We start from the raw sequence: 13,691 nt of genomic DNA on the forward strand, positions 1-13,691 counted from the left end.
TGAGGATTTTAGGGCGACGAGAGGATCGTGCAGATACGCAAAGGCAGGGGGGCTAATGAATCAGTGCTTCCTAACTATTGGGATTCCGCGCAGACGCGCGGATGGAGTAAAGGAGTAAGTTGTTATGAAATGCTGGCAGAAGCATGCCATTCTTTGCAGTCTCTTGGTCGGGGCATCCCTCTGGATACTGCCGCAGGCCGATGCGGCCAAGGCGCCGGAGCAGACGGTGACGGAGCCCGTTGGGAGCTACGCGCGCGCGGAGCGGCCGCAGGACTTCGAGGGCTTTGTCTGGCGCCTCGACAACGACGGCAAGGAGGCGTTGCCGCGTAATTTCCGCACGTCGGCTGACGCGCTGCGCGCGCCGGAGAAGAAATTCCATCTCGACGCCGCGTATGTACCGTCGCGCGAGGGCATGGATGCGCTCCATATCTCGGGCAGTTCCGCGTTCACGCCGGCGCAGCTCAAGAATGTCGTCGCGAAGCTGCGGGAGAAGACGGCTGGCCCCATCTACGATGTCGACCTGCGTCAGGAGTCGCACGGCTATCTCGACGGCATCCCCGTGAGCTGGTACGGCGAGCGCGACTGGGCAAATCTCGGCAAGAGCCAGCATGAGGCGCTCGCCGACGAGCGGCACCGCTTGCACGCAGCGCTCCACCAAACGGTCTACATCGCGCCGCTCGGCAAGCACAAGCTCCCTGAGGGCGGCGAGGTTCGTCGCGTAGAGAACGCAGAGACGGAGCAAGAAGTTGCCGAGAAAGCTGGGATGCGCTATTTCCGCATCGCGGCGACGGATCATGTCTGGCCGACGCCAGAGAACATCGACCGCTTCCTCGCGTTCTACCGCACACTGCCGCAGGATGCCTGGCTCCATTTCCACTGCGAGGCCGGTGTCGGCCGCACGACGGCGTTCATGGTCATGACGGATATGCTGAAGAACCCGTCCGTATCGCTCAAGGACATCCTCTATCGCCAGCACGAGATCGGCGGCTTTTACTACGGGGAGTTCCCCATCAAGACGAAGGAAAAAGATAGCTGGAAGACGAAATATTATAGGGAAAAGATCGTGATGATCGAGCAGTTCTACCGCTATGTGCAGGAGAACCGCGCGGATGGCTACCAGACGCCGTGGTCGGTCTGGCTCAAGAGCCATCCGGCGAAGGCGTAAAAGCGCAGACGGCGGCCCGGAGTCAGGGAAATGGCGCTGCCAGCACGGGACGCGCGGCGGCGGATGCTGCGCCGGTCAGGGATGATTGACGGCAGCAAAGGAAGAAAGGATGGTTTTTATGGGGTGGATCAACGACATCAAGGTATCATTCAAGATCCTCATTCTTGCGGTTATCGCGGCGGTCGCGCTGCTCTCCGTCGGCTATACGGGGTACAGTATGCTCGACCAGGCGAACTACCGCATGAGCAAGATGTATAACCAGAAGCTCAAGAACATGCAGTCGGTCGATGAGATGAAGTATCTCATGCGCGACCTGCAGACGCATGAGCTGAACCTCGCGGACAGCAAGGACGCGGAGGCGCAGCAGAAGAACATCAAGACCATCGAGGGTATCAACAGCCGTTTCCGTGACCTCATGGACGGTTATACGGAGACAGCAAAGGGGGTCGAGGGCGTACCGGAGCGCGTCGAGGCAGCGAACAAGGCTTGGGACGATTTCTACCAGACGGGCAAGCAGATCGAATCGCTCGTCAAGGAGCGCAAGAAACAAAGACGATTTTCAGACCGTCTAGTGTCTTGCGCTCAAAATTCCTGTATTTTGCTCTTACTTTTAAGATATCGTCAAGTTGAAAAGCTAATGGGGCTGTGCATAAGTAATTTCTCACTCATGCAACAGCCCCTTATTACCAATCAGAATCATGCGTCCAAGTGTTTCTCCAGCACGATCACGCCATGTCTGACACAATCATCGCAGGAACAGAGCATCTTGCCGGTCTTGATTCCCTTGAGGTCACCGCAGATGGTGGCACCGCCGGACATGTCCTCGAATTCCTGCATCATTTCCTTGGCAATCATCTTGCTCGGTTTGTCGGATTTATTGAGCATCCCCAATGCCATGACGGCTCCACAGAAAGCACCGCAGGTACCTTCCATACCGCCCATGCCGCTGCCGAAACCGGACCCCAAAGCCATGAGTTCCTCTTCGTTCTTGCCGGTTTCTTCAGCAAAGGCCAGCAATACTGCCTGTGCACAGTTGCATTTGCGCTTGTAAACTACAGCCTGTTCTGCTCTCGTCATCGTATTTTCCATTCTGCTGTTTCCTCCTAAAATATAATCCATATCTAACGCACATTTCCTAAATGCACATATGTCAGCTTCTTTTGGGCAATATCCCGGAATTCGTAAAGTTTTTCCAGCGGAGTTGCTGGTGCATCATAGCGATAGCGCGGAAAGTAGCGTGACAAATGCAGGGGCAGCTGCTCACTGACTGCAGCCAGCCAATCCACTTCCGCACGGAATTCACCTGTATCATCGCTGATTCCCGGGACAACCAGCGTCGTAACTTCCACATGCACACCATTTTCCACGGCCATCTTGATGGTACTTTGGGCCAATGCCAAATCGCCGCCTAATTTCTCATAGGTCAGCGCCGAAAATGTCTTGAGGTCAATATTCATGGCATCCACATAGGGAAGCAACGCTTGCAAAGGTTCGGCCTCAATCTGCCCGTTGGTCACCAGCACCACTTTCTGGCCTGCCTGCCGCAAGCGGGGTGCCGTATCCAGCAGGTATTCATAGCTCAAGAGCGGCTCATTATAGGTAAAGGCCACACCGATGCTGCCATGTTTCACCTTCGTTTCTTGTGCCAGCTCTACCAATTGTTCCGGGCTGATCTGCCATCGGACTTCCTCGGCCCCACCCTGCGAAATCGTATAATTCTGACAGAAGCAGCAAGCCATATTGCAGCCAAAGGAGCCCATTGACAGGATGGCACTGCCCGGATGGAAATGATACAGTGGCTTTTTCTCGATGGGATCAAGGGCCAGAGACGTGACCTGACCATAGTTGAGGCTCTGTATCATACCCGCCTGATTGCGCCGCGTACGGCAAAAGCCAGTTTGTCCCTCACTGAGCTGGCAATGGTGGGAACAAAGCCTGCATTCTGCTTTACTCATGTCTGGTCACCGTAAAACGCCATAGTTTCACGGCCTCCTGTGGCCCGATATTGCCCTTGCGCCGGGCGATGTCCACCTGCTGCTCCACGGTATCCACACCGGCCAAATCCGGCAACAGCAGCCCCCGCCTGTCTCCAGCTTCGACAATCACACCATAGCGCTTGACGTCGAGTTCATCAATACCCTTGATGGGCTCTGGCACAGACAGCACATCCACATCATAGACAAGATCCGGCAATTCATCTGCGGTGACCGGCGAAAATCTAGGATCTCCTGTCCCGGCCGATACCGCATTATAGAGGATTTCCTCGGCCAGATTATTTCTCGCTGGCAAGATCGTACCGATACAGCCGCGCAACTGACCGTCTTTTTTGATACTGACAAAGGCCCCTGCTTTTTGACCGGCCAATTCCGGCAGCAGCTTATCCGGCAGTGGTGCGCGTTTGCCATGCCGCACATAGTATTCCAAAGAATAACGGGCCAGAGCCAGATACGCATCCTCACGCTCGCGCCGTTCCTCCATCTCTGCCCGATGCAGCTGCGCCGCCTGTTCCCCGATATTACGTCTTTCGTCATGATCTGACAGGTCAAATGTCGCCACGGCGTAGCCCACGCCGAAAGGCCCTTCCTGCGCCAGCAGTCTTGCCTCTACCTGATGGCGGTCCAAGGCACCAGCCATGATCCAGAAGGAACGCAAGCCGCACTCTGCCGCCGAATCTGCCAATTCTGCGGGTGTGGTCAAAAGCTGCAAAAAGTCACCAGTTTTAAAGCACGCACCCATGCGTTCATCAAATACCGGCCCAGCAGGATCGAAACCATAAGGGCCATCGGCCTTCAGTTTATGCGACAGGTCGCCACTGGCCACGAGCACCGCCCGCCGGTTCAATTTGGCCGCCGTTTGGGCAATCAGCACGCCCAAGGCATAGTGTGCATCCCGGGACAGCCCCGACAGGCCAATGCGGACAATCCTGCCTTTGAACCCCGCCTTTTGCATGAAATACAAGGGAATCATGGTGCCGTGGTCAAGGCCGCCATCCTGTTTCCCCAAGGTGCCGGCGGGCAGTTTGATTTCATCTGCCATTTTGGTCAAATGGTGGACAAAATCTTCATCATAAGCCGCCCGAAAACGCAGTTCCGGATGAGCAAAGGCCGCAAAGCTCCCTTGCCCTCCAGGGCCTGACGAAATCTGCAGATAGTCGGCATACATTTTCGCATGAGGGCTGGTGATGATGATGGTTTCGGGTTCTTTGGCCACCACCCAGGCAGCTGCTTCCTGATAAGCATCAATCGTCGCCTGAATCCCCTTCTCTTCACCGCGCCCAATCTCAGGGATGATGAGCGGCGGATGAGGTACTACACAAGTTCCTGACAATGCCATAGCCTACACCTCGTTTTCCATAAATATAGGGAAATGCACGTTATCCATCAAGTAAATTCTATCATTCACCCTGTCATTACGCAATGAATTATGTTATACTTTGTTTTTGATTACGGACGAAGGGAGCTTTCCTATGTTTATTTACCAAAAACTGCGCCAGAATCCGGATTTGTCCGTGGCGCTTGTTTTTGCCCTGTTGACTAGTTTTATTGCCCCGCCGAACCTGGTAGAAATCAGCCAGCGTATCAATATCCCTCTGTTGGGGCTGCTGCTTTTCCTGATGTGCATCGTGGCCGGCCTGCGGCTCAGCGGTTTCTTTGCAGCAATCTTCCAGCAGCTCTTCAAAGGCAGTGCTTCAGGACGGCCTTTGGGACGTTTCTTCATTTTCAGCTGTTATTTCAGTTCCATGCTGATTACCAATGATGTGGCCTTGATCATTTTCGTGCCGCTGGCCATCATGGTCTTCACCGAGGCCCGGCGCATCCGACTCATCGTGCCCACAGTCTGCTGGCAGACCATTGCCGCCAACCTTGGCAGCATGCTGACACCGATTGGCAATCCGCAGAATCTCTTCATCTATTCCCATTATGGACTGGAACCGACGGATTTCCTTGCCATCACAGCGCCCATCGTCCTGCTGAGTGGTGCAGCCATCTATCTGGCCACCTTCCTGCTGCCAGACTGTGATGTGCCCTTGCCAGCCCGTCAGGAGGCAGGACTTCCCTGGAGGAAAATCCTGCCACTTCTCGTCCTCTTCGCCCTTTGCTTGCTCCATGTGGTGCATCTGCTGGACTTCCCTGTGCTGGCGGCAATCGTCCTGCCGGGACTGCTCCTGCTGAACCGCCAGCTGTTCAGGGAAGCGGATTATAAGCTGCTCCTGCTCTTTGCCCTGCTCTTCATCGGCGTGGGCAACCTCAGCCATATCGAATTCTTTCAGAGCTGGCCGGCAAAGATGCTGGCCGGACATGAGTTCTGGGTATCCCTGCTCCTGAGTCAGCTCTTGAGCAATGTTCCCGCCACGGTCCTTCTGGCCAGCTATACCGATGCCTATACGCCACTGCTTTTGGGTGTGAATATCGGCGGGCTTGGCACCATCATCGCCTCCATGGCCAGCGTGATTTCCTTCAAGGCTTACTTGCAGACACGCTTCAGCAAGCCGGGCTATTACCTGTTGACTTTCACGGGCAGCAATCTGGCAGTGCTGGCCCTGCTGCTGGGTTATTATTATCTCTATATTGCCGGATGACCGGACATGCAAAGCCTCTCCCTGACGGGAAGGCTTGTTTGCTGCCGGATTTCCTTAAGCGGGTATTCTCGTGTATAATAATAGAGTAAAATTATAAGAGGAGCTGATTCTTTTGCATATCGAATATATTACCTTGATTGCCGTACTGTTGCTCAGTTATGTGGGGCATAATATGACAGTGGTCTATGCCACAGCAATCGTTTTGGGTCTGAAGGTCCTGGGGCTGACCTCGGCGCTGAATGCGCTGGGTTCGCAGGGCCTGAACTGGGGCATCATCATCCTGACTGCCGCCATCCTCGTGCCCATTGCCAACGGCACCATCACCATCCAGACCATGCTCGATGCCTTCCGCACCCATGCGGGCATCATTGCCATAGTGGCCGGGCTTCTGGCCGCTATTGCCGGTGGCGGCGGCGTGGAACTCTTAAAAAATACGCCGGATGTGATTCCGGCGCTGATTATCGGCACGATGGCAGGCGTGCTCCTATTCCACGGTGTAGCCGTAGGCCCGCTTATCGCAGGCGGCCTGACCTATTTCATTCTCTGGCTGATGAAGTCATTCAGCTGATCAAAGGCTGTTGCGGAAAGCAGCATTGCCCATGCAATAGGTCGTGCAGATGGCTACCGCCAGAGCATCGGCGGTATCATCGGGTTTAGGCGGCTCGGGCAGGTGCAGGAGCTTAGTCACCATGTAGATGACCTGTTTCTTGTCTGCCTTGCCATAGCCTGTCACATCCTGCTTGATCTGCATCGGCGTGCGCTCCACGATGGGGATATTGTTTTTCGCCGCTGCCAGCAGCACCACACCACGGGCCTGGCCTACGGGGATTGCCGTGGTGACATTGCGGTTGAAGAAGAGTTTCTCAATGCCCATGATATCGGGCTTATACTCTTTCATCAGCGCATCCAGTTCATCATATATCTTGACCAGCCGGTCTTCCATGCGCATCTTGGGCGAAGTGAAGACAGAACCATACTTGATGGGAATCAGGCGGCTGCCGCGGGATTCCACCAGGCCAAAACCGCAGATGGCAGTACCGGGGTCAATTCCTAGTGCTAACATAAAAATCCTTTCCGTGAACAAGAAAATGGGCTCGTAACGAGCCCATTTTTGTGCGTTCTATTAGTCTTCGTCGGTTTCGTAGTTGCTGTATACGTTCTGGACGTCATCATTGTCTTCCAGAGCGTCTTCGAGCTTCTGCATCTTTTCTGCATCTTCGCCGGAAAGTTTTACGGTGTTTTCCGGAACCATGGTGATTTCAGCGGAAGCAGTCTCAATGCCCTTTTCAGCCAGAGCAGCTTCGATGGCATCGAAGGCATCCGGTTCAGCGGTGATTTCGAATACATCGCCTTCGTCCTTCATGTCGTCAGCGCCAGCTTCCAGCACGATTTCCATGAGCTCGTCTTCGTCGCCGAAAACTTCTTTTTCTACCACGAAAATAGCCTTCTTGTTGAACATCCAGCCTACGCAGCCATCCTGACCGAGGTTGCCGCCGAACTTGGAGAACAGGTGGCGCACGTCAGCAGCCGTACGGTTGCGGTTATCCGTGAGGATGTCCAGCATGACAGCCGTACCAGCCGGGCCATAACCTTCGTAAGTGAGTTCTTCGTAGTTGCTGCCCTCAGAAGCACCGAGGCCCTTCTGGATAGCACGGTTGATGTTGTCCTTCGGGATGTTGTTGGCCTTTGCCTTGGAAAGAGCCAGCTTCAGACGCATATTACCCGTCGGGTCACCGCCGCCCATGCGTACGGCAATGGTGATTTCACGGCCGATTTTCGTGGTGATACGGCCACGGATGGCATCATTGGCACCCTTCTTACGTTTAATGTTGGCCCATTTAGAATGTCCTGACATGCAGAATTCGCTCCTTTTGCTTATCTACCCTCAAAAAGTGAGGAAATTTTCGTTAATAACTCTAACAGTATACTACGATTCCCCCTTTTCGTCAAATTCGCACAGCATACTATCATGAGCTGTCAGCGCGGAATATTTTCCTGCTTTTTCCGGAAAATCTCCTGCAGGCTTTCCCGGAAGGGTGGTCTGGCAATGCCATATTCCGTGACAATACCGGCAATCAGGGCATTATCGACAACGTCAAAGGCAGGATTGTAGACTTTTACTCCCTGCGGTGCCATACGCTGCTGATACCACATTTCCGTCACTTCCTCAGGGGGACGCTGTTCAATCACGATGTCCTCACCTTTTTCGATGCTCATGTCAATCGTAGATGTCGGCCCCAACACATAGAAGGGGATGCCATAATACTTAGCTAAGATTGCCACGCCGGAGGTTCCAATCTTGTTGCAGGCATCTCCGTTGGCCGCCACGCGGTCACAACCGACAAACACGGCATCAATCCAGCCGTTCTTCATGACCTGCGAAGCCATATTGTCACAAATCACGGTGGTATCCACACCATCGGCCAGCAGTTCGAAGGTTGACAGGCGGGCCCCCTGCAGCAAAGGGCGCGTCTCATCACAGAACACCTTGATGTTCATGCCCCGTTCCCGTCCCAGATGAATCGGTGCCAAGGCCGTACCATACTTGGATGTAGCCAATTGCCCCGCATTGCAATGCGTCAGGATACCATCACCATCTTTGATCAACGTCAGGCCGTGTTCCCCAATCTGCCGGCACATCCAGACATCCTCAGCCTTGATGGCCACCGCTTCCTTCCGCAGCAACTCCTTGATTTCCGGGATGGATTTTTCCTTGTTGGCTTCAGCGATTTTTGCCATCCGGTTCAGCGCCCAGGAAAGATTCACAGCGGTCGGACGGGATGAATTCAAATAATCCTTTGCCTGCTGGAAGGCCGGATAGAATTGCTCCCAGGTATCGGCCTGAATGTCTTTGGCTGCCAGATACAGGCCGAAAGCAGCCGCCACGCCGATTGCAGGTGCACCGCGTACCTGCAGGAGATAGATTGCCTGCCAGATATCCTTCTGCTCCTTCAAGTGCAGGATGTTTACTTCTCCCGGCAGTCTTGTCTGGTCGATGATCAGCAAAGCGCCTTCCTGCTCATCCAAGGCCACCGTCTCATATTGCATGATGCTTTTTCCCTGTTCCGCCACGATTATCTCCCTCCATTAAGTGAACCATTCCTCGCTCAGACCATATCCTTGAGATTGCTGGGTGTATCCGCACTGGATGGCATCCCGCCAGAGGTGATGCCCAGCTTTTCCCGAATCCGGATGACCTCATCAACCTGCTCATGGGAAAGCACATTCGCCTTGCCGATAATATTCTGCGTGTACATGACGATTTTGGCGTAATGCTCCAAAGCCTCCAGCCGATACCAGGCTTCCATCAGCGAGGTTCCCCAGGTCACAGCCCCATGGTTGGCCAGCAGCGCAGCATTGTAGTCCCGGACATAGGGCGCAATGGAATCCGGAATACCCTGCGAACCCGGTGGCTCATAATGCACGCAGGGAACCACGCCTAAGTTCACCAGCGCCTCCGGATAAATCGCCTGATTCAGCGCCATGCCCGCGATGGCAAACGCCGTCGAAACAGGCGGATGGGCATGGCATACCGCCGCAGCATCTTCCCGTTCCTGATAGATGCGCAGATGCATCTTTACCTCGCTGGAGGGCGCCCGTTCCCCCTGCTCGAGGATTGTTCCATCCAGACGCATCCTGACCAGCTCGTCTTCCGACATAAAACCTTTCGAAACGCCCGTGGGCGTTGTCCAAAGCGTTTCTGCATCCACCTTGCAGGAAATATTGCCATCATTGGCCGCTACGAAATCCTTCTGATACATACGCCGTCCGATTTCCACAATCAGCCGCTTCGCTTCCGCATCCGTAGGATACTGTTTTCCTTTCCCCATGAAGCATCACCTCATAATTTTCCGTCCATTATTTCAGATATCCTGCTTTGTCCACATACTCAATTCCCAATGCTTCTGACACGGGGAGATTTGTCAGCTTGCCTTCTATGGTATTGAGCCCTTGCGCAAGGCCTGCGTCTGCCTTACAGGCCTTGCACCAGCCTTTTTCTGCCAATTTCAAGGCATAGGGAAGCGTAGCGTTGGTCAGGGCCAGCGTGGAGGTTCTGGCTACGGCCCCAGGGATATTGGCCACCGAGTAATGCAGCACGCCATGTTTCACAAAGGTAGGATTCTCATGGGTGGTCACATGATCGCAGGTGGCAATGCTGCCGCCCTGGTCAATGGCTACATCCACGATGACCGAGCCCGGCTTCATTGTCTTGACCATCTCTTCTGTTACCAGCTGGGGCGTTTTGGCTCCGGGCACCAGCACGGCGCCGATGAGCAGATCCGCCTCCCGCACCCATTGGGCGATGTTGAAGCTGTTGGAACTAACCGTGGCGATGCGCCCGCCGAACACATCATCCAGATAGCGCAGCCGCTCGATTGAAAGGTCAATGACCGTCACTCTGGCACCCAAACCTGCGGCCATCTTGGCGGCATTTGTGCCTACGACACCGCCGCCAATGATGACCACCTGTGCCGGTGCCACGCCACTGACACCGCCCAAAAGGACACCCGCCCCACCATAACGGCTTTCGAGGAACTGCGCACCAATCTGTACAGACATGCGGCCAGCAATCTCACTCATCGGCGCCAGCAAAGGCAGGGACCGTCCATCCCGGCCTACCACTGTCTCATAGGCCACAGACGTAACCTTATGCTTCAGCAGAGCCTCTGTCAATTCCGGTTCGGCGGCCAGATGCAGATAGGTAAAGAGCAGCTGCCCTTCATGGAACAAGTCATACTCGGATGGCAGCGGTTCTTTCACCTTGACAATCATTTCAGCCTCATCGAAAAGCTGCTTCTTATCCGGGAAAAGTTCGGCGCCCACAGCAGCGTAGCTTTCATCTGCAAAGCCGCTGCCCAGGCCACTGCCCGTCTCGACCAGCACCCTATGTCCCGCCTTGACCAGCGCCTCTGCCCCCGCCGGCGTCAACCCCACACGATTTTCATTGTTCTTGATTTCCTTGGATACACCGATAATCATAATATAACCCCCTTACCATAAAGCATTTTCTCTTCAATATGTTCTTCCTCCAGCCCTGAATTCCTGCCGTCAATTGAAGCGAATGTCCAATCAATCGGTTCTGATAAAAAGAAAACTGCATACATATTGCCAGCAACTTTGACTGTCAATATGCCTGCTTTCATGGTAAGATAGTGGACATACCGATAATGCAATCAAATAAAGGAGCTAAATCATTGAACCAACGTAAAAAAAGCCTGCTGATGGTCTGTCTTGGCGCCTCTATGTGGGGCGGCAGCGGTGTGGCCGGACAATATCTGCTGCAGGATTGCAATTTCTCAACGGCCTGGCTGGTCGTCTCGCGGATGCTGCTGGCCGGCGTAATCCTGCTGGCCATCGACTACTGGCGTTATAAAGAAAACATCCTCCTTATCTGGCATGATAAGAAGGATACTATCGATTTGCTGTTATTCGCGGTCTTCGGCCTGCTGGCCGTGCAATATACCTACTTTGCCTGCATAAAGCTGGGAAATGCCGCCGCCGGTACGATATTGCAATATCTGATGCCAGTAATCATTGTGGGCTATACTGCCCTGACTACCCGCAAACTGCCTCAACATCTTGAACTCATCTGCGTGGCCATGGCGGTGGGCGGAACCTTCCTGCTGGTAACCCATGGCAGTTTGGAAACATTATCCATTCCTTTTGCCTCCTTGCTATGGGGGCTGTCTTCGGCAGTAGCTGCCGCCTTTTACACCATGAAACCCAAACGCCTGATCCGCAAATGGCGGCCTACCCTGATCATTGGCTGGGGCATGCTGGCAGGCGGCCTGATTCTGACACCGTTCTGCCCGCCCTGGCAATTCACGGGCATCATAACCCCATTGTCTGCGGTTATTTATGCCTACGTCATCATCTTCGGCACCGTGATGGCCTTCGGCTGTTATCTCGGCAGCATCCGTTATATCCAGCCATCCGAAGCCAGCATCTTAGGCTCGGTGGAACCATTGTCTGCCATTGTCCTGTCTCTCCTCTTCCTCAACGCCAACTTCGGCCTGATAGATATATTGGGCACCGGCCTTATTCTAGGCACAGTTTTCCTGCTGTCCCGCCGCAAAAGCAATCCCTAACACGACTCTGCTTCCTCATCCATGGTTTCCAGCAGGAAACTGACCGGTCGAAAGCCGTCGTTGCAGGAAATCATAGCCGAGCGGGGATTTTTCATCCAGCCATCGTAAAAATCTTCTGCACCATGGGCCAGCCCCATGACAAAAGGCGACATGGATTCCCAGGCACTTTCGCACATGCCCTCCGGCCGCTGCCAGCCGTTGGCGATGAACACTGCCCCTTCCTCAATATCACAGGCATGCTCTATGGGGTTTTCGTATTTTGCCATCAAATCAGGATAGCAAGCCTTCCTCACCACCGTTATCCGTACTTTTTTCATGCCAGCACCTCCTCTTTTCACTACCATAAGTTTAGCATATTTCCCCAGCCAGCAGGAAATCATTTGCTTCGTGTGGAACCATGGCAATGAGTCAATTTACCTTGAATGTGGCAGAAAGGGTTGATGGATATGAAGTACAGGAAGTTATTTTTATCGGTGGCGATTGCCGCTGCCTTCGCCTGTCCTCTGGGAACAAATGGCCTGTATTGGCAGGACGGAGGCGTGGCCCAGGCGGCTGCCAAGGCTGACTTCAGCCAGACGGTTGTCTATGAGAATCAGGGCCTGAAACTGGAAATCCCGGCTGCCTATGACCAGCGGTTGATAACGGAAACCACCAGCAAGGAAGAGGGCATCCTCTTTGCCGTCTATGAAAAGGCGTCTGTGGAGGCGGGCAAAAAGGATTATCCGGCAGACTCCGGAATAGGCTGGCTGTTCAGCATCGGCTATGTATCGAAGGAGAAAATGCAGGAACTCCTGCGCGATGATATCCCGGGAGCAGAATTTTTCGCGCAGGACGACAAGGGGCATTACTACATCTTCTACCATCCCACAGACGTGCGCTATATGCGGAAAAGCGTCAAGGCCATGAAGCGTGACCAGAAACAATGGCAGGAACTTTGCGAATGGGCCTATTCTCAGGTGAGGGAATCCTTCCTCAAGAATAATCCCGGGGTTGTAAAAAAATCCACCACATGACAAACAGCCTTTGACCAGTCAATTATCTGGTCAAAGGCTGTTTGTCATTTATAGTTTCATCACGCCATAGCGGACTTTGCTGTATCGGCCGCCAGCCATGTCAGGAAAGCCCAGGCGGGCAAATTCCCGGCTCTTGCTGGATTCCTTGAGCACTACTCTATGCCGGGCCACGCGGCGGGCCTCGGCAATGGTCTCCAAGGTCAGCGGATTCTTATTGGCCACAGGGCGCAGAGGTGCAATATTCTTGCTTTCCGCAAAGGGATGTCGGAACATGGGGTCAAAGTAGATGACGTCCACGGAATTATCTGGCTGAGCCTTGAGGTAATCGTAAGCTTCAATGCAATGAGTCTTTACCCGGCGCATAGCGGCGATAACCGTATCGGTATCCTTATCGTAATTGGCCAGGCCATGGCCCACCACCGCTTCAATCAGGGGTTGGGATTCAAGGCCCGTGACGCTGCCGCTGTCTCCTACCACAGAACTGGCCACGATAGCATCGGCGCCAAAGCCCAAAGTGCAGTCCAGCACATCCATGCCGGGCTTCAAGTCCATGGCTTCGGCCATGCGGTCGCCATCGCCAAAGCGCAGGTTCTTGAGCCGCAGATGGGCCATATTGGGATGGAAGAAGAGCTCTGCTTCTGGTGTCACCAGCGTCAACAGGCCCTTTTTCGCCACCAGGGCAAATCTGGCATCATAGCTCTGGCAAAGGTCGGGGATTGCCTCCCGCCCGCGCTCGGCATAGGGAATCCCCAATTTTTCTGCCATCTCCCGGGCCAGCTTCTCGCTGGGCCGGTTCCATTTACGGCCGGTAGTGGCAATAGCCTGCAATTTGTTTTCGTTCAATA

Annotated in this window: 16 protein-coding genes and 1 pseudogene; 6 read left to right on the forward strand and 11 right to left on the reverse strand. The window is 54.1% G+C overall.

What is annotated here, in order from left to right:
* Positions 1–124: 124 nt before the first annotated feature.
* Together BUB68_RS03335 and BUB68_RS15765 are read left to right on the forward strand one after the other, a co-directional pair.
* Positions 125–1,165 (forward strand): phosphatase domain-containing putative toxin, encoded by a 1,041-nt coding sequence (locus tag BUB68_RS03335; RefSeq protein WP_073088389.1) that lies wholly within the window; start codon positions 125–127, stop codon positions 1,163–1,165.
* A gap of 118 nt (positions 1,166–1,283) precedes the next feature.
* A pseudogene (locus BUB68_RS15765) lies at positions 1,284–1,652 on the forward strand (MCP four helix bundle domain-containing protein); the annotation flags it as partial.
* A 209-nt stretch (positions 1,653–1,861) separates the two neighbouring features.
* Here the strand turns inward: BUB68_RS15765 and BUB68_RS03345 are convergent.
* From BUB68_RS03345 to amrA, 3 genes are read right to left on the reverse strand one after another with little or no spacing between them, the layout of a single operon-like run.
* Positions 1,862–2,254, reverse strand: a complete 393-nt coding sequence (locus BUB68_RS03345) for a C-GCAxxG-C-C family protein (protein ID WP_073088390.1) — start codon at positions 2,252–2,254, stop codon at positions 1,862–1,864.
* Positions 2,255–2,286: 32 nt separating this feature from the next.
* Complete coding sequence (gene amrS / locus BUB68_RS03350) at positions 2,287–3,120, reverse strand: AmmeMemoRadiSam system radical SAM enzyme (RefSeq protein WP_073088391.1); 834 nt, start codon at positions 3,118–3,120, stop codon at positions 2,287–2,289.
* Entirely contained in the window at positions 3,113–4,498 is a 1,386-nt protein-coding gene (amrA, locus tag BUB68_RS03355; RefSeq protein WP_073088392.1) for an AmmeMemoRadiSam system protein A, read from the reverse strand. The genes amrS and amrA overlap by 8 nt, the downstream gene beginning before the upstream one ends.
* A 133-nt stretch (positions 4,499–4,631) precedes the next feature.
* On the opposite strand from amrA, the gene BUB68_RS03360 reads away from it, so the two are divergent.
* On the forward strand, positions 4,632–5,744 hold the full coding sequence (locus BUB68_RS03360) for an SLC13 family permease (protein ID WP_073088393.1): 1,113 nt from the start codon (positions 4,632–4,634) through the stop codon (positions 5,742–5,744).
* Positions 5,745–5,856: 112 nt separating this feature from the next.
* Positions 5,857–6,312 (forward strand): DUF441 domain-containing protein, encoded by a 456-nt coding sequence (locus BUB68_RS03365; protein ID WP_073088394.1) that lies wholly within the window; start codon positions 5,857–5,859, stop codon positions 6,310–6,312.
* Here the strand turns inward: BUB68_RS03365 and ruvC are convergent, their stop codons facing one another.
* The 6 genes from ruvC to BUB68_RS15195 form a co-directional block, all read right to left on the reverse strand.
* Positions 6,313–6,807 carry a crossover junction endodeoxyribonuclease RuvC gene (ruvC, locus tag BUB68_RS03370; RefSeq protein WP_014424195.1) on the reverse strand — a complete coding sequence of 165 codons (495 nt, stop codon included), beginning with the start codon at positions 6,805–6,807 and terminating at the stop codon, positions 6,313–6,315.
* A 60-nt stretch (positions 6,808–6,867) separates the two neighbouring features.
* Positions 6,868–7,599, reverse strand: a complete 732-nt coding sequence (locus BUB68_RS03375) for a YebC/PmpR family DNA-binding transcriptional regulator (RefSeq protein ID WP_073088395.1) — start codon at positions 7,597–7,599, stop codon at positions 6,868–6,870.
* 122 nt (positions 7,600–7,721) lie between these two features.
* On the reverse strand, positions 7,722–8,792 hold the full coding sequence (mtnA, locus tag BUB68_RS03380) for an S-methyl-5-thioribose-1-phosphate isomerase (RefSeq protein ID WP_073088440.1): 1,071 nt from the start codon (positions 8,790–8,792) through the stop codon (positions 7,722–7,724).
* Positions 8,793–8,851: 59 nt separating this feature from the next.
* Positions 8,852–9,574 carry a class II aldolase/adducin family protein gene (locus BUB68_RS03385; protein WP_081371836.1) on the reverse strand — a complete coding sequence of 241 codons (723 nt, stop codon included), beginning with the start codon at positions 9,572–9,574 and terminating at the stop codon, positions 8,852–8,854.
* A gap of 28 nt (positions 9,575–9,602) precedes the next feature.
* Positions 9,603–10,724: an alanine dehydrogenase gene (ald, locus tag BUB68_RS03390; RefSeq protein WP_073088396.1), complete on the reverse strand. Its 1,122-nt coding sequence runs from the start codon at positions 10,722–10,724 to the stop codon at positions 9,603–9,605.
* Positions 10,721–10,873 carry a hypothetical protein gene (locus BUB68_RS15195; protein WP_178139456.1) on the reverse strand — a complete coding sequence of 51 codons (153 nt, stop codon included), beginning with the start codon at positions 10,871–10,873 and terminating at the stop codon, positions 10,721–10,723. Before BUB68_RS15195 ends, ald begins: the two co-directional genes overlap by 4 nt.
* 66 nt (positions 10,874–10,939) lie before the next feature.
* Between BUB68_RS15195 and BUB68_RS03395 the strand changes: the two genes are divergently transcribed.
* Entirely contained in the window at positions 10,940–11,833 is an 894-nt protein-coding gene (locus tag BUB68_RS03395; RefSeq protein WP_081371837.1) for a DMT family transporter, read from the forward strand.
* Here BUB68_RS03395 and BUB68_RS03400 read toward each other — a convergent pair.
* Entirely contained in the window at positions 11,830–12,150 is a 321-nt protein-coding gene (locus tag BUB68_RS03400; protein WP_073088398.1) for a TIGR04076 family protein, read from the reverse strand. The genes BUB68_RS03395 and BUB68_RS03400 overlap by 4 nt on opposite strands.
* 129 nt (positions 12,151–12,279) lie before the next feature.
* On the opposite strand from BUB68_RS03400, the gene BUB68_RS03405 reads away from it, so the two are divergent.
* Positions 12,280–12,846 carry a hypothetical protein gene (locus BUB68_RS03405; protein WP_143188071.1) on the forward strand — a complete coding sequence of 189 codons (567 nt, stop codon included), beginning with the start codon at positions 12,280–12,282 and terminating at the stop codon, positions 12,844–12,846.
* A gap of 48 nt (positions 12,847–12,894) precedes the next feature.
* Here BUB68_RS03405 and BUB68_RS03410 read toward each other — a convergent pair whose 3' ends face one another.
* Positions 12,895–13,689, reverse strand: a complete 795-nt coding sequence (locus BUB68_RS03410; protein WP_073088400.1) for a class I SAM-dependent methyltransferase — start codon at positions 13,687–13,689, stop codon at positions 12,895–12,897.
* Positions 13,690–13,691 lie beyond the last annotated feature (2 nt).

The organism is Pseudoselenomonas ruminantium (genome assembly GCF_900142515.1).
In the GTDB taxonomy this organism is placed as follows: domain Bacteria; phylum Bacillota; class Negativicutes; order Selenomonadales; family Selenomonadaceae; genus Selenomonas_A; species Selenomonas_A ruminantium_D.

Coding starts and splice junctions, on each gene's coding strand:
- BUB68_RS03335 (WP_073088389.1), top strand. CDS start 125: ATGAAATGCTGGCAGAAGCATGCCATTCTTTGCAGTCTCTTGGTCGGG.
- BUB68_RS03345 (WP_073088390.1), bottom strand. CDS start 2,254: ATGGAAAATACGATGACGAGAGCAGAACAGGCTGTAGTTTACAAGCGC.
- amrS (WP_073088391.1), bottom strand. CDS start 3,120: ATGAGTAAAGCAGAATGCAGGCTTTGTTCCCACCATTGCCAGCTCAGT.
- amrA (WP_073088392.1), bottom strand. CDS start 4,498: ATGGCATTGTCAGGAACTTGTGTAGTACCTCATCCGCCGCTCATCATC.
- BUB68_RS03360 (WP_073088393.1), top strand. CDS start 4,632: ATGTTTATTTACCAAAAACTGCGCCAGAATCCGGATTTGTCCGTGGCG.
- ruvC (WP_014424195.1), bottom strand. CDS start 6,807: ATGTTAGCACTAGGAATTGACCCCGGTACTGCCATCTGCGGTTTTGGC.
- BUB68_RS03375 (WP_073088395.1), bottom strand. CDS start 7,599: ATGTCAGGACATTCTAAATGGGCCAACATTAAACGTAAGAAGGGTGCC.
- mtnA (WP_073088440.1), bottom strand. CDS start 8,792: ATGCAATATGAGACGGTGGCCTTGGATGAGCAGGAAGGCGCTTTGCTG.
- BUB68_RS03385 (WP_081371836.1), bottom strand. CDS start 9,574: ATGGGGAAAGGAAAACAGTATCCTACGGATGCGGAAGCGAAGCGGCTG.
- ald (WP_073088396.1), bottom strand. CDS start 10,724: ATGATTATCGGTGTATCCAAGGAAATCAAGAACAATGAAAATCGTGTG.
- BUB68_RS03400 (WP_073088398.1), bottom strand. CDS start 12,150: ATGAAAAAAGTACGGATAACGGTGGTGAGGAAGGCTTGCTATCCTGAT.
- BUB68_RS03405 (WP_143188071.1), top strand. CDS start 12,280: ATGAAGTACAGGAAGTTATTTTTATCGGTGGCGATTGCCGCTGCCTTC.